The 17,468-nt window shown below is 70.3% G+C and carries 19 protein-coding genes; 7 read left to right on the forward strand and 12 right to left on the reverse strand.

What is annotated here, in order from left to right:
- Window positions 1–19: 19 nt before the first annotated feature.
- From pstA to pstS, 3 genes are all read right to left on the reverse strand, one after another.
- Window positions 20–1,096, reverse strand: coding sequence for a phosphate ABC transporter permease PstA (pstA, locus tag FCH28_RS16400; RefSeq protein WP_136740785.1), 1,077 nt, complete (start codon window positions 1,094–1,096; stop codon window positions 20–22).
- Entirely contained in the window at window positions 1,093–2,091 is a 999-nt protein-coding gene (gene pstC, locus FCH28_RS16405; RefSeq protein ID WP_136740786.1) for a phosphate ABC transporter permease subunit PstC, read from the reverse strand. The genes pstA and pstC overlap by 4 nt, the downstream gene beginning before the upstream one ends.
- 141 nt (window positions 2,092–2,232) lie before the next feature.
- Window positions 2,233–3,357 (reverse strand): phosphate ABC transporter substrate-binding protein PstS, encoded by a 1,125-nt coding sequence (gene pstS / locus FCH28_RS16410; RefSeq protein WP_136740787.1) that lies wholly within the window; start codon window positions 3,355–3,357, stop codon window positions 2,233–2,235.
- A gap of 623 nt (window positions 3,358–3,980) precedes the next feature.
- On the opposite strand from pstS, the gene FCH28_RS16415 reads away from it, so the two are divergent.
- Together FCH28_RS16415 and FCH28_RS16420 are read left to right on the forward strand one after the other, a co-directional pair.
- Window positions 3,981–5,012 (forward strand): C40 family peptidase, encoded by a 1,032-nt coding sequence (locus FCH28_RS16415; RefSeq protein ID WP_136740788.1) that lies wholly within the window; start codon window positions 3,981–3,983, stop codon window positions 5,010–5,012.
- Window positions 5,013–5,389: 377 nt separating this feature from the next.
- Window positions 5,390–6,880 carry a PP2C family protein-serine/threonine phosphatase gene (locus FCH28_RS16420; RefSeq protein WP_136740789.1) on the forward strand — a complete coding sequence of 497 codons (1,491 nt, stop codon included), beginning with the start codon at window positions 5,390–5,392 and terminating at the stop codon, window positions 6,878–6,880.
- 63 nt (window positions 6,881–6,943) lie between these two features.
- Here the strand turns inward: FCH28_RS16420 and FCH28_RS16425 are convergent, their stop codons facing one another.
- From FCH28_RS16425 to FCH28_RS16440, 4 genes are all read right to left on the reverse strand, one after another.
- Complete coding sequence (locus tag FCH28_RS16425; protein WP_136740790.1) at window positions 6,944–7,288, reverse strand: DUF2516 family protein; 345 nt, start codon at window positions 7,286–7,288, stop codon at window positions 6,944–6,946.
- Between the two features lie 218 nt (window positions 7,289–7,506).
- Window positions 7,507–8,079 (reverse strand): hypothetical protein, encoded by a 573-nt coding sequence (locus FCH28_RS16430; RefSeq protein ID WP_136740791.1) that lies wholly within the window; start codon window positions 8,077–8,079, stop codon window positions 7,507–7,509.
- 33 nt (window positions 8,080–8,112) lie between these two features.
- A complete protein-coding gene (locus tag FCH28_RS16435) occupies window positions 8,113–8,559 on the reverse strand; it encodes a helix-turn-helix domain-containing protein (RefSeq protein ID WP_136740792.1) in 447 nt (148 codons plus the stop codon).
- Between the two features lie 42 nt (window positions 8,560–8,601).
- Window positions 8,602–9,540, reverse strand: coding sequence for a putative protein N(5)-glutamine methyltransferase (locus tag FCH28_RS16440; protein WP_136740793.1), 939 nt, complete (start codon window positions 9,538–9,540; stop codon window positions 8,602–8,604).
- 377 nt (window positions 9,541–9,917) lie between these two features.
- Here FCH28_RS16440 and FCH28_RS16445 point away from each other — a divergent pair, with 377 nt between their 5' ends.
- The 4 genes from FCH28_RS16445 (at window position 9,918) to FCH28_RS16460 (ending at window position 12,444) form a co-directional block, all read left to right on the forward strand.
- Window positions 9,918–10,337 carry a hypothetical protein gene (locus FCH28_RS16445; RefSeq protein ID WP_136740794.1) on the forward strand — a complete coding sequence of 140 codons (420 nt, stop codon included), beginning with the start codon at window positions 9,918–9,920 and terminating at the stop codon, window positions 10,335–10,337.
- Complete coding sequence (locus FCH28_RS16450; RefSeq protein WP_136740795.1) at window positions 10,334–10,699, forward strand: winged helix-turn-helix domain-containing protein; 366 nt, start codon at window positions 10,334–10,336, stop codon at window positions 10,697–10,699. Before FCH28_RS16445 ends, FCH28_RS16450 begins: the two co-directional genes overlap by 4 nt.
- 167 nt (window positions 10,700–10,866) lie before the next feature.
- Window positions 10,867–11,853 carry an aldo/keto reductase gene (locus FCH28_RS16455; RefSeq protein WP_136740796.1) on the forward strand — a complete coding sequence of 329 codons (987 nt, stop codon included), beginning with the start codon at window positions 10,867–10,869 and terminating at the stop codon, window positions 11,851–11,853.
- Window positions 11,854–12,033: 180 nt separating this feature from the next.
- A complete protein-coding gene (locus tag FCH28_RS16460) occupies window positions 12,034–12,444 on the forward strand; it encodes a VOC family protein (RefSeq protein WP_136740797.1) in 411 nt (136 codons plus the stop codon).
- An 82-nt stretch (window positions 12,445–12,526) separates the two neighbouring features.
- On the opposite strand, the gene FCH28_RS16465 is transcribed toward FCH28_RS16460, so the two are convergent.
- A complete protein-coding gene (locus tag FCH28_RS16465; RefSeq protein ID WP_136740798.1) occupies window positions 12,527–12,940 on the reverse strand; it encodes a VOC family protein in 414 nt (137 codons plus the stop codon).
- Window positions 12,941–13,060: 120 nt separating this feature from the next.
- On the opposite strand from FCH28_RS16465, the gene FCH28_RS16470 reads away from it, so the two are divergent.
- A complete protein-coding gene (locus FCH28_RS16470) occupies window positions 13,061–13,672 on the forward strand; it encodes a TetR/AcrR family transcriptional regulator (RefSeq protein WP_136740799.1) in 612 nt (203 codons plus the stop codon).
- Between the two features lie 28 nt (window positions 13,673–13,700).
- Here the strand turns inward: FCH28_RS16470 and FCH28_RS16475 are convergent, their stop codons facing one another.
- The 4 genes from FCH28_RS16475 to FCH28_RS16490 all read right to left on the reverse strand — a co-directional run bounded on the left by FCH28_RS16475 (window position 13,701) and on the right by FCH28_RS16490 (window position 17,468).
- Window positions 13,701–14,285 (reverse strand): NADPH-dependent FMN reductase, encoded by a 585-nt coding sequence (locus tag FCH28_RS16475; RefSeq protein ID WP_169314182.1) that lies wholly within the window; start codon window positions 14,283–14,285, stop codon window positions 13,701–13,703.
- A gap of 193 nt (window positions 14,286–14,478) precedes the next feature.
- Window positions 14,479–14,910, reverse strand: a complete 432-nt coding sequence (locus tag FCH28_RS16480; protein ID WP_136740800.1) for an ankyrin repeat domain-containing protein — start codon at window positions 14,908–14,910, stop codon at window positions 14,479–14,481.
- A gap of 211 nt (window positions 14,911–15,121) precedes the next feature.
- On the reverse strand, window positions 15,122–16,363 hold the full coding sequence (locus FCH28_RS16485; RefSeq protein ID WP_136740801.1) for a GNAT family N-acetyltransferase: 1,242 nt from the start codon (window positions 16,361–16,363) through the stop codon (window positions 15,122–15,124).
- A 103-nt stretch (window positions 16,364–16,466) separates the two neighbouring features.
- Window positions 16,467–17,468 (reverse strand): asparaginase, encoded by a 1,002-nt coding sequence (locus FCH28_RS16490; protein WP_136740802.1) that lies wholly within the window; start codon window positions 17,466–17,468, stop codon window positions 16,467–16,469.

Consider the following 17,468-nt stretch of genomic DNA (forward strand, 5'->3'; position numbering starts at 1 on the left):
AGCCGACAGCTCGACGCTTTTAGCGGCCGGTCCTGGGGGCCTTCCAGCGGGCGATGCCGCGGGCCACCAGGTTGAGGATCATGACGAAGGCGATCAGGACGAGCGCCGCGGCCCAGGCGCGGTCGTATGCCGCGTCGGTACCGATCTGCCACTGCTGGAACACGTACAGCGGCAGGGACTGCTGCGCACCTTCGAAGGGGTTGTTGTTGATCGTCTTCGCGCCCCACACCAGGAGCAGCACCGGGGCGGTCTCGCCGGCGATACGCGCGATGGCCAGCATCACGCCGGTGGTGATGCCGCCGATCGACGTCGGCAGGACGACCTTGAGGATGGTGCGCCACTTGGGGACGCCCAGGGCGAGTGAGGCCTCGCGCAGCTCGTTCGGGACGAGCTTGAGCATCTCCTCGGTGGAGCGGACCACGACCGGCATCATCAGGATCGCCAGGGCCATCGAGCCGGCGAAGCCGGACGGACCGAAGCCGAGGATGAGGATCCAGACGGAGAGGATGAACAGGCCGGCCACGATGGACGGGATGCCGGTCATCACGTCGACGAAGAAGGTGACGGCCTTGGCGAGCCTGCCGCGGCCGTATTCGACCAGGTAGATCGCGGTGAGCAGACCGATCGGCGCGGCGATCAGGGTGGCCAGGCCGACCTGCTCCAGGGTGCCGATGATCGCGTGGTAGATACCGCCGCCGGGCATCGCGTCCGGGAGGGTGCCCATCGAGTGGGACAGGAAGTAGCCGTCCAGGACCTTGATGCCGCGGGCGATCGTCTCCCACAGCAGGGAGGCGAGCGGGATGACGGCGAGCAGGAAGGCGATCCAGACCAGGGTGGTGGCCATCCGGTCCTTGGCCTGCCGGCTGCCCTCGACGGCCGCGGCCAGCGCGAACGTACCGAGGATGAAGACCAGGGCGGCGATCAGCCCCCACTGGATCTTGCTGTCCAGGCCGCCGACGATGCCGATCCCGCTGCCCGCGGCGGCCGCGGCGAGCGCGAGCACCGGCGGGGTCCAGCGGGGCAGCCGGGCGTGCTTGAGGGAGACGGGGTGGCCACCGTTGGTGACCGGCCGCGGTTTCGTCATGACGTCACTCATGCGTTGGCTCCCGAGTACTCCTTGCGGCGGGCGATGATCAGGCGGGCCGCGCCGTTGACGAGCAGCGTGATCACGAAGAGGACCAGACCGGACGCGATCAGGGCGTCCTGGCCGAACTCATCGGCCTCGCTGAACTTGCTGGCGATGTTCTGGGCGAAGGTGCCGCCGCCCGGGTCCAGCAGGCTGGTGTTGATCAGGAAGCTCGGGGAGAGCACCGTGGCGACGGCCATCGTCTCGCCGAGCGCACGGCCCAGGCCCAGCATCGAGGCGCTGATGACTCCGGAGCGGCCGAAGGGGAGCACCGACATCCGGATGACTTCCCAGCGGGTGGCGCCGAGCGCCAGCGCGGCCTCCTCGTGCATCTTCGGGACCTGGAGGAACACCTCGCGGCTGACGCTGGTCACGATCGGCAGGATCATGATCGCGAGCAGGATGCCGACGGTGAACAGGGAGCGGGCGGCTCCGTCGCCGTACGCGAAGATGCCGGTCCAGCCGAGGTAGTCGTCGAACCAGCTGTAGAGGCCGGTCAGGTGCGGGACGAGGAAGAGCGCGCCCCAGAGGCCGTAGATGATGCTGGGCACCGCGGCGAGCAGGTCGATGACGTAGCCGAGCGGCGAGGCCAGCCTGCGCGGCGCGTAGTGCGAGATGAACAGCGCGATGCCGACCGCGACCGGGACCGCGATGGCCATCGCGATCACCGAGCTGACGGCGGTGCCGAACGCGAGGACGGCGATGCCGAACTTGGGCTCGACGCCGGTGGGGTTCCAGTCGAGCGTGGTGAAGAAGTTGGCCTTGTCGCCGGAGATGGCGAGCACGGACCGGTAGGTGAGGAAGGCCGCGATGGCGGCCATGATCACCAGGAGGGCGATACCGGAGCCACGGGAGAACCCGAGGAATATCCGGTCTCCGGGGCGTACGGCCTTGCCGGAGACGGCGGAGTGCACGTCGTTCCCGGCCGGCGGTGGAGGCGTGTCGGTTAGCGAAGGTGAAGTCATGGTTTCTCCGGTCTGCGGAGCCGGCGAGGGCTCCTGGCGCGGCGGTGCACCGGACGGGCGGCGGCCCTCAGGCCGCACGGCGGTGGGTCCTGGTGGACCCGGTGCCGTACGGCCTTCGGTCAGGCATGCCGCCCGGGAGGGTCAGGAGAGCGTCGTGACGGTCTTGCGGACCTTGTCGGCGATCTCGGTGGGCAGCGGGGCGTAGCCGAGGGCCTCGAGGGCGCCCTGGCCGTCCTTGCTGGCGACGTAGGTCAGGAAGGACTTCGTGGCGGGCAGGGTCTCGGCCTTGTTGCCCTTGTCGCAGGCGATCTCGTACGTCACCAGGGTGATCGGGTACGCGCCCTCGGCCTTGGTGGTGTAGTTGAGCTTCAGCGCCAGGTCGTCGCCCTCGCCGGCCGGCTTGGCCTCGGAGATCGCCTTGGAGGCGTTGGCGGTGGTGGCCTCGACGGGGGCCTTGGCGCCGGTGTTCAGCTTGGCCGTGGTGATCTTGCTGGAGGTCGCGTAGGACAGCTCGAAGTAGGAGATCGCGCCGCTGGTCTGCTTGACCTGCGAGGAGACGCCGGACGAGCCGGAGGCCGCCTGGCCGCCCTCGCCTTCCCACTTCTTCGCCGGCTCGTGCTTCCAGGCACCCGGGGCGGCGGCCTTCAGGTACTTGGTGAGGTTGTCCGTGGTGCCCGAGTCGTCGGAGCGGTGGAACGCCTGGATCTTGAGGTCAGGAAGCTTGGCGCCCGGGTTCAGCTTGGCGATCGCCTTGTCGTTCCAGTTGGTGATCTTCGAGTCGAAGATCTTGGCGAGGGTCTCGGCGTCGAGGACCAGGTTGTCCACGCCGGGGACGTTGTAGCCGATCGCGATCGGGCCGCCGAGCATCGGCAGGTCGATCGCCTTGCCACCCTTGCAGACCTGCTTCGACTTCGTGACCTCTTCGGGCTTGAGCGCCGAGTCGGAGCCCGCGAACGCGGTCTGGCCCTGCAGGAAGGTCGTCACGCCGGCACCGGAACCGGTCGGCTGGTAGTTGATCTCGGTGTCCTTGCAGGCGCCCGAGTAGTTCTGCACCCACACATCCATGGCGTTCTTCTGCGCCGATGAGCCGGACGCGAGCAGCTTGCCCTTGCCCTCGCACTTGATGTTGGCGGTCTTGGCGGCGCCGCCGGCACCGCCGGAGGCGCTGGTGTCGTCGGAGCCACACGCCGTCAGGGCCAGGGCACCGGAGACGGCGAGAGCGCCAACGGCGAGGGCGCGAACCCGGTTCTTGCGCTGAAGCTTCACTGTCGAGAGTTCCTTCCTGGGGCGCGCCGGTTCTTTCGGCGAGCGGAATGGGGACGGGGGTGATGACTCTTTTGTGGTGACCGCCGTGGGGGTGCGGTGTCAGCTGGCCGTGCCGCGTGAGCCCTGAGGGCATGACGCGCACTCGGTACGGCTGAAATTAGGCAGACCAAGTGAAGCGGCCGATGGAGGAGAGTGAACGCAAGGTGAACCTCGGCCGTCAGGTGGGTGCGCCGTTCGAGTGATCTCGGGCGGTTCGCCGACCGGCGGACAAGGGGCACCCTGCGAGGAATTCACGCAGGTGGGAGGGGGTGTGGCGGGTGTGGGGGAGGCGCATCGGCCGTGCGAGACGGCGCATTCGCCGTGCGAGACGGGGCGCCGTTCATGAGAAACATCCGTCCGCTCATGAGAAACGGCCCGTCGCTCTGTTGGATTACCGGCCGGTATGGCAGCATCCGCGCCTGAGGCGAGGACGCGAATCGGTGCGGAACGACCGGAGGTGGCTGGTGGGGCGCCAGGGGGCACGACAGGGCGTTCAGGGTGGATGGGGAGTACGGCGCGAACGGGGTGTACGGGGCGGCCGGCGTGGCCGGATCGCGGTGTGTACCGGAGTCGTTCTGTGCGCGATGGGGTTGCTGGGCGGGGCGGAGACGGCCGCGTACGCCGCGGATCCCGAGCCGGGCAAGCGCCTGGAGGACGTACGCAAGAAGATCGAGAACCTCTACCGCAAGGCGGAGCGGGCGACCGACGCCTACAACGGCGCCAGGGAAGAGGTCGAGATCCAGCAGAAAGAGATCGTCAGGCTGGCGCGCAGCATCGACAAGACGCAGCGCAAGCTGACCGCGCTCAAGCAGCAGGCCGGTGTGCTGGCCAGTGCGCAGTACCGGGGCGGCGGGATTCCGCCCGAGGCCAAGCTGGTGCTCAATACCGACCCCGAGCTCTTTCTCGACAATGTCATCCTCGCCCGTAAGGGGCAGCAGGCCGCCAAGGGCGTGATCAGTCAACTTACCCTTCTGAAGGGTGACTTGGAGGATTACTCACAGGACGCCACGGACCGCTGGGAGCGGCTGGAGGCGAACCGTGAGAAGAAGGAAAGCGCGCAGCGGGACATCAAGAAACAGATCGACGCGGCAAAGAAACTGGAATCCCGGCTGGCCGCGGAGGAAAAGGACCGGCTGAAGGAGCTGGAGGACGAGCAGGCGCTCAGGGAGCAGCAGAAATGGCTCGACTCCGGTGTGCTGGAGGAAATCAGCAACAAAGCGTCCGCCAAAGGCAAGAAGGCGATCGCGTACGCCACCGCACAGATCGGCAAGGACTATGTGTGGGGCGCGGAGGGGCCGGACACCTTCGACTGCTCCGGACTGACCCTCCGGGCCTGGCAGGCAGGCGGCCGGACGATCCCGCGGACCTCGCAGGAACAGTGGCGGCAGCTGCCCCGGGTGGGCGTCAAAGAGATGCGGCCGGGCGATCTGATCATTTATTTCACCGATGCCAGTCATGTGGGGATGTATGTCGGTGACGGGGCGATTGTGCATGCCCCGCGGCCCGGCCGGAAGATCACGATCACCGGCGCCGGCTCGATGCCGATCCTGGGTGTCGTCCGGCCGGATATGGACGACCGCCGGAGTGAAGACAGCCGACGACAATCGGCGCGATAAGGGCGAAGCCCGAACTGATACGGGCGGCCCTCCGGCGCCGCGTCGAGGCATCCCGGCGGCATGCGGGCGATGACGCCGCCCGATAAATGACCGGTTCGATTGCTATCGGACGGTTGTCGGCGCGTAGCGGAATGCGGTCAAGCGGGGTGATGTTCGTCATTCCGCTTTCCTGCCTCGCCAAGGGAAATCGCTGATGAGATGCGGCATATGACGTTGGCCGATTGCCATCGGCCATTCCATACCGCTCGACACTGGCGCTATGGTCGCCTCTCAGTGCCCGGCGTCTCGCTCATTTGAACGACCGGAACGTGAAGTCGGCACGGTGGTGTGCCGTCGGTGCGCCACCCACCCTCGGGGGGAGGGAAGGAAGTAGAGGAATGCCCGTACCCGTACCGCACCAGCGGACGGCCGTGCTGCCGCAGCAGGCGAGCGCGGCGGACGACGCCTGCGCGGACGCCGCGCCGGCGGCCGCTGTGTCTGCGGAGGGGAACGCGGCGGCCCGGGGCGTGAGCGCCTGTGCCACCGGCGGCTGGGGCACGAGTGCCCGCGCCGCGGCCGACCAGGGCGAAAGCGCCCCGGCGGAGCCCGCTACCGCCCTCGTGCAGTACGGCCTGGGCATGGGCTCCCGGGACCGGCAGGAGCCCCAAGGGGCGATGCAGCCCTTTTCGGCCAACCACGGCTTCCCCGACCAGGGCCTGACCCTGCTTCTCATCGGCGAGGACCCCAACAGCCCGATACCCGACATGTGGGACTGGTCGGGCCGCAAGGTCCGGCTGCGTACCGCCCGGAACCTCACCGAGGCCGAGCGACTGCTCACCGACGACGTGCACTGCATCCTGCTCGATCTGGCCCCGCCCGAGCACGACGAGCGGGACACAGCCGACGAGGGCCGCCCCGGCGACGAGCTGCACATGCTGCGCGAGGTGCTGCGGCTGGCACCGGCCCAGGCGGTCCTGGTGCTGACCTCCGAGACCGACGCCGAGCGCGCCGCGGACGCGGTACGCGTCGGCGCCCAGGACTACCTCTTCCGCGACGAACTGGACGGCGCCGTGCTCAGCCGCGCCGTCCGCTACGCCGTCGAACGCAAACGCGCCGACCTCGCCCAGCGCCAGCTCACCGAGTCACGGATGCTGGCCCAGGAGAACGCCCGCCTGGAGCGCGGCCTCCTGCCCACCCCCCTGCTCGACGGCTCCGACCTCCGCTTCGCCGCCTGCTACCGCCCCGGCCGCAGCCGCGCGCTGCTCGGCGGCGACTTCTACGACACCGTCCGCACCCCGGACGGCACCGTCCACGCGATGATCGGCGACGTCTGCGGCCACGGCCCCGACGAGGCCGCCCTCGGCGTCGAACTGCGCATCGCCTGGCGCGCTCTGACCTTCGCCGGACTGTGCGGCGACGAGCTCTTGTCCACCCTCCAGAAGGTGCTGGAGCACGAGCGCGCCGACGACGAGATCTTCGCGACGCTGTGCACCGTCGACATCTCCCCGGACGGCCGGCGCGCGGGCCTGTGCCTGGCCGGCCACCCCGCGCCGCTGCTGGCCCGCGCGGGCCGCACCCCGCGGCTACTGCCGTACGAGTTCGGCGGCCCGGCGCTCGGCCTGCTGCCCAACGCCCGCTGGCCCCGCCGGCAGGTCGAACTGGGCGGCTCGTGGAGCCTGATGATGTACACCGACGGCCTGATCGAGGGCCGCATCGGGCAGGGCAACCAGCGCCTCGGCCAGGAGGGCATGGCCGAACTGGTCGGCCGCCAGATGGCGGCCGGGCTGAGGGGCGAGGAACTGCTCGAGGCGTCGGTCAAGGAGGTCCGCGACCTCAACGGCGGGGAGCTGACGGACGATGTCGCGGTGCTGCTGCTGGACCGGCGCTAGCGCCGGTCCGACGGGTCGGGCCCGGAAAGGCCGGGGCGGCCGCTCCGCCGATCCCGCCTCCGCTCACCGGCCGCCGTTGTAGGGGCCGTACGGGCCGTCCGAGCTGGAGCCGCCGCGGCGCGGACCGCGACCGCCGCCGGAGACCTGCCGCAGCGCCGGGCGCACATCCACCGTGTAGACGATCACCGCGATGATGCCGATGATCGGCAGGAACATGTCGAACGGCATCAGGAACAGCAGCGCCGTGGCGAGCACCAGGAAGATCAGCCACATGCCCTTGGTCTGCTTGTCGGCCGCGCGATACGCGTCCTCGCGGCGCACCGCAGCGTCGACCAGCATCACGGCGGCATACACGCCCAGAGCGAGCTGCAAATAGCCCAGAAAGTTCTGGAACCCGTAGATCAGCACACTGCCACCGCCCGTTTCGCCGGTCGTCCCGCTTCTTGTTCTCCGTACGGTCTTCTGGCCCTACGCCGCCCCACCGTACCCGGAGGCGGACCGTACCCGGAGGAACGGACCGTAACCGGAGAACGGGCCGGGCACCTGAAATGTGCCCGGCCCGCGCCGTATCCGATGTTCATCCCGTTGTCCCGCTTGTCCGTCCGCTCAGCGAACGGTGACCGAGGTCACTTCGCGGACTGCGGCGGGGTCTTCTTCGCCGCCGGCTTGCGCGCGGTGGTGCTCTTCTTCGCCGCGGCGGACTTGCTCTCGGTCGAGGTGCCGTTAGCGGGCGCGGGCACCGGCTTCGCCGCGTCCTCGGTCTTCGCCGCCGGCTCCGGCTCGATCGCCACCGCCAGCTCCTCCGCCTGGTCGGCGGCCTGGCCGCGCCAGGTCTGCACGGCGCCACGGCCGCGCTTGGCCAGCTCGTCGTACGTCTCACGGGCGCGAACGGCGACCTCGGCGGCCCGGCCCACGCCCTGCAGCGCCAGCTCCTGAGCCTGCTCGCCGAACTTCTTCAGGTCGCCGTCGAGCGAGCCCAGCAGCTCCTTGACCTTCTCCTGGGCGTCCTTGGCCTGCTTGGTGACACGCTCCTGGACTTCCTTGGGGTCGGTGGCCCGCACGGACTCGAAGCGCTTGGGCGCCTCGGCCCGGATCTTCTCGACCAGCTGCGGCACCTCACCGAGCTTCTCGGCGGCCAGGTCGGTGGCACCGGCCAGTGCGTACAGCGGGGTACGGAGGTCATCGGTTTTGATGGCCATGACGTTATTCCTCCTGGAAACGAAATCGATTGCTCAGGTGGCGTGCGGGCCGCCGTCGGCCTCTGTCTCATGGGAGTCCGTGCCGCGCCCGTCCTCATGCCCGCTCGCAGTGCCGTCCTCGTTGCCGCTGCCGACCCCGTTCTCCTTACGGAAGGACTCGTAGATCTGCAGCAGGACGTGCTTCTGCTTTTCGTTCAGCGACGGGTCGGTGAGGATCGCGGTCTGCACCTCGACCCCGTCGAGCCCGTGCCGCTCGTCGAGGATCCCGGCCTGGACGTACAGCGTCTCGGCGGATATCCGCAGCGCCTTGGCCAGCTGCTGCAGGATCTCCGCACTCGGCTTGCGCAAGCCGCGCTCGATCTGGCTGAGATACGGGTTGGACACCCCGGCGGCATCGGCGAGCTGCCGCAGGCTCAGCTGCGCCGTGCGCCGCTGCTCCCGCAGGAACTCACCGAGATTGCCGACGTTGAGTGATGCCATGTGTCGATAATGCATCCAAGTGCTAACTTTTGCAAGCAAGCGCTAGCAGGAGTGGTGGGCGGGTCGTGGGGCCTGGTGGTGGGTGCTGGATCCCGTGCCGCGTCCCGTACCGGTTCCGGTGCCTATGACGACCGTGGCGTACAGGTCGTCGTCGCCGGCCACCTGAGGGACGAGCCCGTTGCGGGCGAAGGCCTCGACGGCGTGGGGCGCCTGCCGCTCGCTCGTCTCGACCAGTACATGGCCGCCGGGCGCCAGCCATTCCGGCGCGGCCGCGGTCACCCGCCGCAGGACGTCGAGCCCGTCCGCGCCGCCGTCGAGCGCCACCAGCGGCTCGTGCTCGCGGGCCTCCGGGGGAAGCAGTCCGACCTCGTCGGTCGGTACGTAGGGAACGTTGGCCACCAGGACGTCGATGCGGCCCCGCAGGCCGGCGGGCAGCGCGGCGAAGAGGTCGCCCTCGTGGACCTCGCCACCGGCGGCAGCGAGGTTGCGGCGGGCGCAGCGCACCGCGGCGGGTTCGATGTCCGCGGCGTACAGCTCGACCCGGCCCAGGGCGGCGGCCAGCGCGGCGCCCACCGCGCCCGAGCCGCAGCACAGGTCGACGATGACGGGCCGCGGCCGGTCGAGGGCGCGGGCGAGGCCGACGGCCCGGCCGAGGAGGAACTCGGTGCGGCGGCGCGGCACGAAGACCCCGGGATCCACCGCGACGCGCAGGCCGGCGAACTCGGCCCAGCCCAGGACGTGTTCGAGCGGGAGGCCACCGGTCCGCCGTTCCACCATGGCGGCGAGCTCGTCCGGCGTACGTGCCGTGGAGACGAGCAACTCCGCCTCGTCCTCGGCGAAGACACAGCCGGCGGCGCGAAGCCTGGCGACGACGGCGGGGCGGGTGAGGGGAGGGGCGAGGAGAGAGTCGAGCGGAGAGGAGAGAGGTGCGGACTGTGCCGCGATTCCCGGTGAGGGGTGCGGTGACGGGATGGTCGACATGTGAGCCTTTCGGGACGCCGATGGCGCTCCCCGGGTCACGTCTGTCGGGCGGTCACCTGTGTCGGGTGGACCGCACGCGCGCGAGACGGGAGCACCTGCCTGGTCTGGCGGGGAATCGGTCTCACCTCCTGGGTCGGTCCACTGCTGGAGACGGCAACTTTACCCGAGCTCGGGTAAGGCGTGCGGATGAGGGCCGCGCGGGCGCGCTCGGGCGGCTTCCCTGGGCCACCGTCAAGCTGCCTTCGGCGAGGTGGAGTTCGCTGTAGGCACCCTTCGGCTGGCATCTGGAAAGTACTTGTCAAACTGGAAAGTACTTGTCATGCTTATGGAACAGGGGATCGATCGGCAGGGATCGATCGGCAAGGGGGAGGACTGGAGTGTCCGAGTACGCCTCGAAGGACGCGGCGGCCGCACTGGCTCGCGCGCGGGAGTTGGGATCCACCGTTCGGAACGGATCCAAGTGGTCCGTCCGCTACCAAGTGGCATACGGATGCGCGGCCGCCGTCTCGATGCTCGCGATCGGGCTGTTGAGCCATCCGTACAATGTGGCGTTCGGAATCGGCTTCTGGATTCTCGCGCTCACGGGACTCTCGGTGTACGCCGCCCGGCAGCCCGTTGCCCGGCGCGGATTCACCCGTTGGAACAACGGCCTGATCATGGCCTGGGCGCTGCTCTTCTTCGCCGTACTGTTTCCGGGGATCACCTGGTTCCGGGGTGTCGAGGCATGGTGGGTCCCCGGCGCGATGCTGGTGGCACTTCCCGGCCTGATAGGCGGTTATCTGGAGGCCCGACGGTGAGTGATGCGCATTCTGGAGCCCAGGCGAGCCCTGGAACCCGTTCGCGCCCCGGCGCCCATCCGCGACATGGGCTCGACGAGGTGATACACGCGCCGGTTCGCTTCTCCATCGTGGCGACCCTGGCGGCCGCCGACAAAGCCGAGTTCGCGTTCGTCCGCGACACGGTCGAGGTGAGCGACTCGGTGCTCTCGCGGCAGGTCGCCACGTTGGAGAAGGCGGGCTATGTCGCGGTCACGAAGGGGTACGTCGGCAAGCGTCCGCGTACCTGGCTCGCGCTCACCGAGGACGGCCGGGCCGCCTTCACCGCCCACTGCCGGTCCCTGCGGGCGATTGCCGGAGAAGACGGCCGCGGTGATGGCTGACGGCCGCGGCGATGGCTGATGGGATCGGTGATGGCTGACGGGCGGGTGACGCCGGGCGGCGTTCGGAGCGTTGTTGACTTGGAGCGCGCTCGAACTCCTAACGTCTGAACCGTGATCCAGGGGCAGGTCCCGGATCCATCCGCGGTACAGCGCCAGGAGGTAGCAGCATGACGGACATTCCCACGCGTCACCTTGGTGAGCTGGCGGTTTCGGCGCAGGGGCTCGGCTGTATGGGGATGAGCCACGGATACGGGGCCGCGGACGACGAGCAGTCGATCGCGACCATCCGCCGGGCGCTCGACCTCGGAGTCAGCTTGCTGGACACCGCCGACTTCTACGGGGCGGGCCACAACGAGGAGCTGATCGGGCGGGCCATCGCCGGACACCGGGATGCCGTGGTGCTGGCGACGAAGTTCGGGTTCGCCAACCGGCTGGGGGAGCCGACCGTGATCCGGGGCGACGCCGCGTACGTACGGCAGGCCTGTGACGCGTCGCTGCGCCGGCTCGGGGTCGACCACATCGACCTCTACTACCAGCACCGGGTCGACCCGGATGTGCCGATCGAGGAGACCGTCGGCGCGATGGCCGAGCTCGTCATGGCCGGCAAGGTGCGGCACCTCGGCCTGTCCGAGGCGAGCGCGGCCACCCTCCGGCGGGCGCATGCGGTGCATCCGATCGCCGCGCTGCAGAGCGAGTGGTCGCTGTGGACCCGCGATCTGGAGCATGAGATCGCGCCGGTGTGCCGGGAGCTCGGCATCGGCCTGGTGCCGTTCTCACCGCTCGGACGCGGCTTTCTGACCGGGCGTTACACCTCGGTGGACGGGCTGCCGGAGTCCGATCTGCGCCGGACCCAGCCCCGGTTCGCCGACGGCAATCTGGAGCAGAACCTCGCCATCGTGGAGCAGCTGAACGAACTGGCCGCCGAGAAGGGCGTCACCGCCGGGCAGCTGGCCCTGGCGTGGGTGCAGTACCGCGGCGACGATGTCGTGCCGATCCCGGGCACCCGCCGGGAGAAGTACCTGGAGGAGAACCTCGGCGCGCTCTCCGTACGGCTGACCGCCGATGAACTCGCCGAGATCGACGCCGCGGCACCGCCCACGCAGATCGCCGGGACGCGCTACGACGAGGTGAGCATGACGTTCGTGGACGGGTGAGGGGGCGAGGGGAGGGGCCGAGGGGAGCGGCAGCGGGCGGGTGCCCGGCCGCGGCCCGTCCCCCCGGCCCGTCGACCGGCGGGGTCGCCGCTCACTGCCTAGACTTTTTCCGGGCGCGACAAGGCCCTCGGCTGCCGCTGCTGGGCGTACTCCGTTGCCCGTACGGAAGGGCGGCGCGCCATGGACTGGAAGCTCGAACTGGTGCCGGTTCCGGTGTCCGACGTGGACCGGGCGAAGCGTTTCTACAGCGAGCAGGTGGGCTTTGCCGTCGACCACGACGTCCGCATCGGCGAGGACGTGCGGATTGTGCAGCTGACGCCTCCCGGGTCGGGCTGCTCGATCGTCATCGGCGCGGGTGCCGGCGTGGACACGGCGGAGCCGGGCTCCGTACGGGGGCTGCAACTGGTGGTGTCCGATGTCGCGGCGGCCCGCGCCCAGTTGCTGGAGCACGGGGTGGCGGCCGGTCCCGTGCAGCATGTGGAGGACGGCGCGATGGCCGAAGGACCCGGCGAGCCATGGAACTCGTTTGTCTACTTCACCGACCCGGACGGGAACGGCTGGGCGGTGCAGGAGCGCCCCGCCGCGGAGTAATCGAGCACGGCGTACGGCGGGCGGCTTTCGGCACGGGGCCTACGGGACACGGCCTACGGCATACGTCAGACGGCCTACGGGCTCACAGTCCCTGGGCGGCCAGCCATTCCGGGTCGGGGTCGATGTTCTGGAGCACCTCGATCAGGGTGCCCTCGGGGGCCCAGACGTTGAATCGGCGCTGGCCCCAGGGCTCGTCCCGCAGGGGCTCGGCTATGGGGACGCCCTTGGCGCGCAGGGCCGCTTCCTCCGCCGCGGCGTCCGTGACGAGGAAGCCGAGGAGTGCGCCCCCGGTCTTCTGGGCCCGGAAGTCGGCCGGCATGGCCTCGTGCCCGCGCAGCACGAAATCAAGGGTGTAGTCCGGGTGTTGGGGGTGCTGGAGGCTGGCGTACCAGTCCAGTTCGGCGAGCGGCCGGAAGTCGAAGTGATCGACGTAGAAGCGGGTGCTGGCGGCGACGTCGTCGGTGAGCAGGGCGGTGCCGAGCTTGGCGAAGCGCATGGATGTCCTCTCCGGAATCGGGTAGGTCCGGGGAAGCCCCGGTGAACCACTTCAGTTGTAGTACTCTAGCCGTAGTGGTTGCAAGGGGGTTGTGGATTTCGCGAGGAACAGGGAGACGGCATGGTGCGTAATCCTGAGCGGCGTACGGCGCTGGTGGATGCCGCTATCGAGGTGCTGGCGCGGGACGGCGCCCGTGGGCTGACCTTCCGTGCCGTCGATACGGCCGCGGCGGTGCCCAACGGCACGGCGTCCAACTACTTCGCCAGCCGGGACGATCTCCTGGCCCAGGTCACCGGGCAGATCCACGAACGCATCGCGCCCGACCCGGACGAGGTGACCGCGGTGATGGCGGCGCCGCCGAGCCGGGCGCTGGTGGCCGAGCTGATGGGGTGGATCAACCGTCGGGTGACCGAGCACCGTACCGGCTACCTGGCGATGCTGGAGCTACGCCTGGAGGCGACCCGGCGCCCCGAACTGCGGGCCGCGCTGACCCGGGTCATCCGCGAGACGCTCGACGAGGACATCCGCTTCCACCTGGAGAGCGGGCTGCCGGGCGACCGTACCGCCGTGGTGCTGATCTATCTCGCGATGACCGGGCTGATGCTGGAGCAGCTCACACTGCCGGGGGTCGTGCCCGTCGAGGACACCGACGGCCTGATCTCCGCCCTCGTCGACCGCACGATCGGCCCGGAGGAGAAGCCGGAGGAGAAGGAAGAGGGGGAGGAGGGCTGAGGGTCGGGGGCGAGACCACCCGCCGGGGCTAGGCGCCGTAAGGCCGGGCCGTCCGGGCCTCCCGGAGGGAGACGGCCCACCACGTCAGCTGCTTGAGCAGGGCATCGGCGGCCTTGGTCGCCGGGGCCGGGTCGTGCAGCCGCCCCTCGTCGTCGAAGAGGCTTCCGGCGCCGGCGAAGCTCACCGTTTCGCGCACCGTCACGGCATGCAACTCGGCGAAGACCAGCCGCAGTTGCTCGACGGCGCGGAGCCCGCCCGAGATCCCGCCGTACGAGACGAAGCCCACCGGCTTGGCCCGCCACTGCGGCTGCAGCAGGTCGATGGCGTGCTTGAGGGGCGCGGGGAAGGAGTGGTTGTACTCCGGGGTGATCACGACGAAGGCGTCCGCCGCGTCGACGCGCTTGGCGAAGGAGGCGTATTCCTCACTGCCGTAACGGAGTTCGTAGGGCCGGATGGTGCCCAGGTCGATGACGTCGACGTCGACCGTGATGTCCGGATGGTTCTCGGCGTGCCGGGCGAACCAGTTCGCGACGACGGGCGCGAACCGGCCCTCCCGGGTGCTGCCGACGATCACTGCGAGGGAGTAGCGGTGCTCGGACAGGCGATCGGACATACGAGGAGCCCTTCGTTGAGGCGGGAACGCGGCGCGGGAGAGCGTGCGCGCCCCGGGTGCGTGGGTGTCTGACCGGCGGTGTCGCCGTCAGGCCCCGACGCTAGGACCTCAACTGAACTTCAGGTCAACCTCTGTGCTCAGTGCGCTCACCCTCGTTCCTCGCCGTCGCTCCTCGCCGCCGCCTCCCCGGCCGTCACTCCGCCCCGAACTGCTTCAGCAGCTCCGACTTCTGGAACATCCGCGCCGTCTCGATCGCCGACGGCGTCCCCTTCGTCGGGTCCGCGCCATGCGCGAGCAGCACCTTGATGACCTCGTCCTCGCCCTTGAACACCGCACCGGCCAGCGGCGTCTGACCCCGGTCGTTGGGGCGGTCGGGGTCGCCGCCGCGCTGGAGCAGCGCCTCCACGGTGGCCCCATGGCCGTGGTACGCGGCCAGCATCACCAGGGAGTCGCCCTTGTCGTTCGTCAGGTTGGCGGGCACTCCCGCGTCCACGTACGCGGCGACCGTGTCCGTGTCGCCGTGCCGCGCCAGGTCGAACACCTTGGCCGCGAGCTGCAGCACCTCGGGGTCATGCGCGTGCTCGATCGCCTCGGGCCCCTTCGGCTCGGAATTCGCGTCGCTCATGGTCGCCGGCCTCCTGCTGTGGTGGGTGGTGCGCTGCGTGCTCAGCCGCACCCGTGTCCTCTGGTGAACCGTTGGTGCACTGTCTCATCGCCACTTTATGCAGGCCATCGCCATTGGGGCAGCGTCCGCGCGCCCCTACGGGGAACTCGCCCCCAAGGGCGGCCCCCACGGGCCGGTCAGCGCCGCCTCGCCGCCTCGCTGCCTCGCCGCCTCAGAACATGTCCGGGCACCACGGCCGCGCCGCCGTATGCAGCAGCAGATCGGCGGTGGCGACCGCGCCCGCCCGCTCCTCGCGGACCGTGCCCAGGGCCGCCAGCCGCGACGCGGGCGCGTCCCCCAGATAGAGCGTCGCCAACTCGCCCACACCCAGGGCGAGTTGAGCGGAACGGGTGGTCGGTGTGCAGGTGGCGCCGTCCGGTCCCGCGTCCAGCAGGAAGCGGCCGCCGGCCAGCCCTGCGCGGTCCTCGACCTCCAGGACGAGGGAGCCGGACACCGGATACGTACGCGCCTCCAGCATCCGGGGGACGTCCAGCGGGCGCAGCCACAGGAAGTCGGAGTGGTCCTGGACGGCCGCCGCCCGCGGATCGCCCAGGAAGTGCGGCAGCAGATCGTCGGGGCCGCGGTTCCCGGTGTCGACGTGCAGCACCCAGTCGATGGAACACAGGAACTGCCACAGCGCGCGCTCGGCCGCGGGCGTGGTCGCGATCAGCCCGTCCACCAGGGCGGTGTTCTCCGGCCGTTTGGCCTCCCAGCGCGCCTTGACGGTGAAGCAGGCCAGGCCCTCGATCTCGCCGGACGGGGAGCGGTAGACGGCGTTGTGCCGCTCGGTCCACGGGGAGCTGGGGAGGCGGACGGTCCCGGTGTTCCGGTCCCACCACGCGTCGGTACGGGACACGGCGCCCGGCACCCGGACGCGGAAGCGGTCGTGGAGACCGGGCCCGAGCGCGCGGACCTCCTCGGAGGTGGCGAAGTCGATCCGGCCGCCGCTCTCCGGTGCGGCGTGCCGCGGATCGAGCCGGGTGCGGGCCACGTCGATCCGCCAGGACGTGGTCCAGGCCGCAGGGCCGTAGCCGAACCGCCCGTAGATCGGGTACTCGGCGGCGATCAGGGTGGAGACGGTGTCGCCGCGCTCCTTGGCGGCCCGCAGATCGTTCTCCACCATCCGGGTCAGCAGGCCGCGCCGCCGGTGCGTCGGCGACACGGTGACGCCCGTGACGGCGTCGGCGGACAGTCGCGCACCGCCCACCACCGTCAGCTCCTGCGCGAAGCTGCGGAAGGTGGCGACGCAGCGCCCGCCGTCGTACGCACCCTGGGTCCGGGCGGGGTCGTAATGGGCGGTGCGGAAGGCGACGTCCTCGTCGGTGGCCACCGGGGGGTGCAGGAAGCCCCCCGCCAGCGCCGTGATCCAGCCAGGTATGTCGTCGTCGCCCACCGTACGGACCTCGATGCTCATGATCCGTACGGTAACGACGCCCCCGGCGGACCGCTCCCGGATTTCTCCCACCCGGCCGGCGGAAGGTCCGCCGCCCAGCGCATCCGCCGCCAGAACGCCGCCGTCAGAACGAAGCCCGGATCTCCCCCACCCGCTCGCCGCCGCCCAGCAGCGGCACATTCTCGATTCGGGCCAGAACGGGGTCGTCGACACCCATCTGGCGCAGCACGCGGGCCAGGACCGGGCCGAGCGTGCGGATGGCACCGTCGTCGATCTTGAAGGCCAGGGCGCGGCCGTCCGGCAGAGCCAGCGCCTGGACGGCCTCCGCGCCCATCTTCGACAGGGTGCCGGGCAGCGCCCGCATCAGCCAGGTGTCGGGGCGCCGGGTGCCGGCGACGTACTCCGGATGGGCGCGCATCGCGTCCGCGACACGGCGCTCCGGGGTGCCGGGCGCGGCCAGCACGAAGTGCCGGAAGGCGCGGGCCAGGCCGGTCAGCGAAAGCGACATCAGGGGCGCGCCGCAGCCGTCCGTGCCGATATGGGCGACGTCCTCGCCGCTCGCCGTGCGCACGCCGTCGAGCACCAGCTGCTGCAGCGGGTGGTCCTCGTCGAGATACGAGTCGAGGGGCCAGCCGTTGACGGCGCAGGCGGCCAGCATCGCGGTGTGCTTGCCGGAGCAGTTCATGGCGAGCCGGTCGCGGACCAGGCCCGACGCCAGGTAGCGCTCCGTCTCCTCCGGGTCCAGCGGCAGGTCCGGCGGGGTCTGCAGCTGGTCGGCGGACAGATCGTGCTCGGTCAGCATGGTGCGGACGAGATCGAGGTGGAAGGGCTCACCCGAGTGGCTCGCGGCGGCCAGCGCCAGCCGCTCACCGGACAGCTCCAGGCCCGCCCGCAGCACGGCCGCTGCCTGCATCGGCTTGTTCGCCGAGCGGGGGAAGACCGGGGCGGTGATATCGCCGAGCGACCACTCCACGCCCCCGTCCGCCGCGAGGACCACCAGCGAGCCGCGGTGCCGCCCCTCGACGAACCCGGACCGGACGACCTCGGCGAGAACCGGGGATATCGCGGGCTCCGGGGACGACGGCGCGTCGGGGGACTTCACGGGTATCGGGCTGGGCGAGGTCAT

The sequence above is a fragment of the Streptomyces piniterrae genome, assembly GCF_005048155.1.
Lineage (GTDB): Bacteria > Actinomycetota > Actinomycetes > Streptomycetales > Streptomycetaceae > Streptomyces > Streptomyces piniterrae.

What these genes read in the sequence shown, in the direction of transcription:
- pstA (WP_136740785.1), bottom strand. Translation starts at nt 1,096, where the DNA reads ATGAGTGACGTCATGACGAAACCGCGGCCGGTCACCAACGGTGGCCAC.
- pstC (WP_136740786.1), bottom strand. Translation starts at nt 2,091, where the DNA reads ATGACTTCACCTTCGCTAACCGACACGCCTCCACCGCCGGCCGGGAAC.
- FCH28_RS16415 (WP_136740788.1), top strand. Translation starts at nt 3,981, where the DNA reads ATGGGGTTGCTGGGCGGGGCGGAGACGGCCGCGTACGCCGCGGATCCC.
- FCH28_RS16420 (WP_136740789.1), top strand. Translation starts at nt 5,390, where the DNA reads ATGCCCGTACCCGTACCGCACCAGCGGACGGCCGTGCTGCCGCAGCAG.
- FCH28_RS16430 (WP_136740791.1), bottom strand. Translation starts at nt 8,079, where the DNA reads ATGGCCATCAAAACCGATGACCTCCGTACCCCGCTGTACGCACTGGCC.
- FCH28_RS16435 (WP_136740792.1), bottom strand. Translation starts at nt 8,559, where the DNA reads ATGGCATCACTCAACGTCGGCAATCTCGGTGAGTTCCTGCGGGAGCAG.
- FCH28_RS16440 (WP_136740793.1), bottom strand. Translation starts at nt 9,540, where the DNA reads ATGTCGACCATCCCGTCACCGCACCCCTCACCGGGAATCGCGGCACAG.
- FCH28_RS16455 (WP_136740796.1), top strand. Translation starts at nt 10,867, where the DNA reads ATGACGGACATTCCCACGCGTCACCTTGGTGAGCTGGCGGTTTCGGCG.
- FCH28_RS16460 (WP_136740797.1), top strand. Translation starts at nt 12,034, where the DNA reads ATGGACTGGAAGCTCGAACTGGTGCCGGTTCCGGTGTCCGACGTGGAC.
- FCH28_RS16465 (WP_136740798.1), bottom strand. Translation starts at nt 12,940, where the DNA reads ATGCGCTTCGCCAAGCTCGGCACCGCCCTGCTCACCGACGACGTCGCC.
- FCH28_RS16470 (WP_136740799.1), top strand. Translation starts at nt 13,061, where the DNA reads ATGGTGCGTAATCCTGAGCGGCGTACGGCGCTGGTGGATGCCGCTATC.
- FCH28_RS16475 (WP_169314182.1), bottom strand. Translation starts at nt 14,285, where the DNA reads ATGTCCGATCGCCTGTCCGAGCACCGCTACTCCCTCGCAGTGATCGTC.
- FCH28_RS16480 (WP_136740800.1), bottom strand. Translation starts at nt 14,910, where the DNA reads ATGAGCGACGCGAATTCCGAGCCGAAGGGGCCCGAGGCGATCGAGCAC.
- FCH28_RS16485 (WP_136740801.1), bottom strand. Translation starts at nt 16,363, where the DNA reads ATGAGCATCGAGGTCCGTACGGTGGGCGACGACGACATACCTGGCTGG.
- FCH28_RS16490 (WP_136740802.1), bottom strand. Translation starts at nt 17,468, where the DNA reads ATGACCTCGCCCAGCCCGATACCCGTGAAGTCCCCCGACGCGCCGTCG.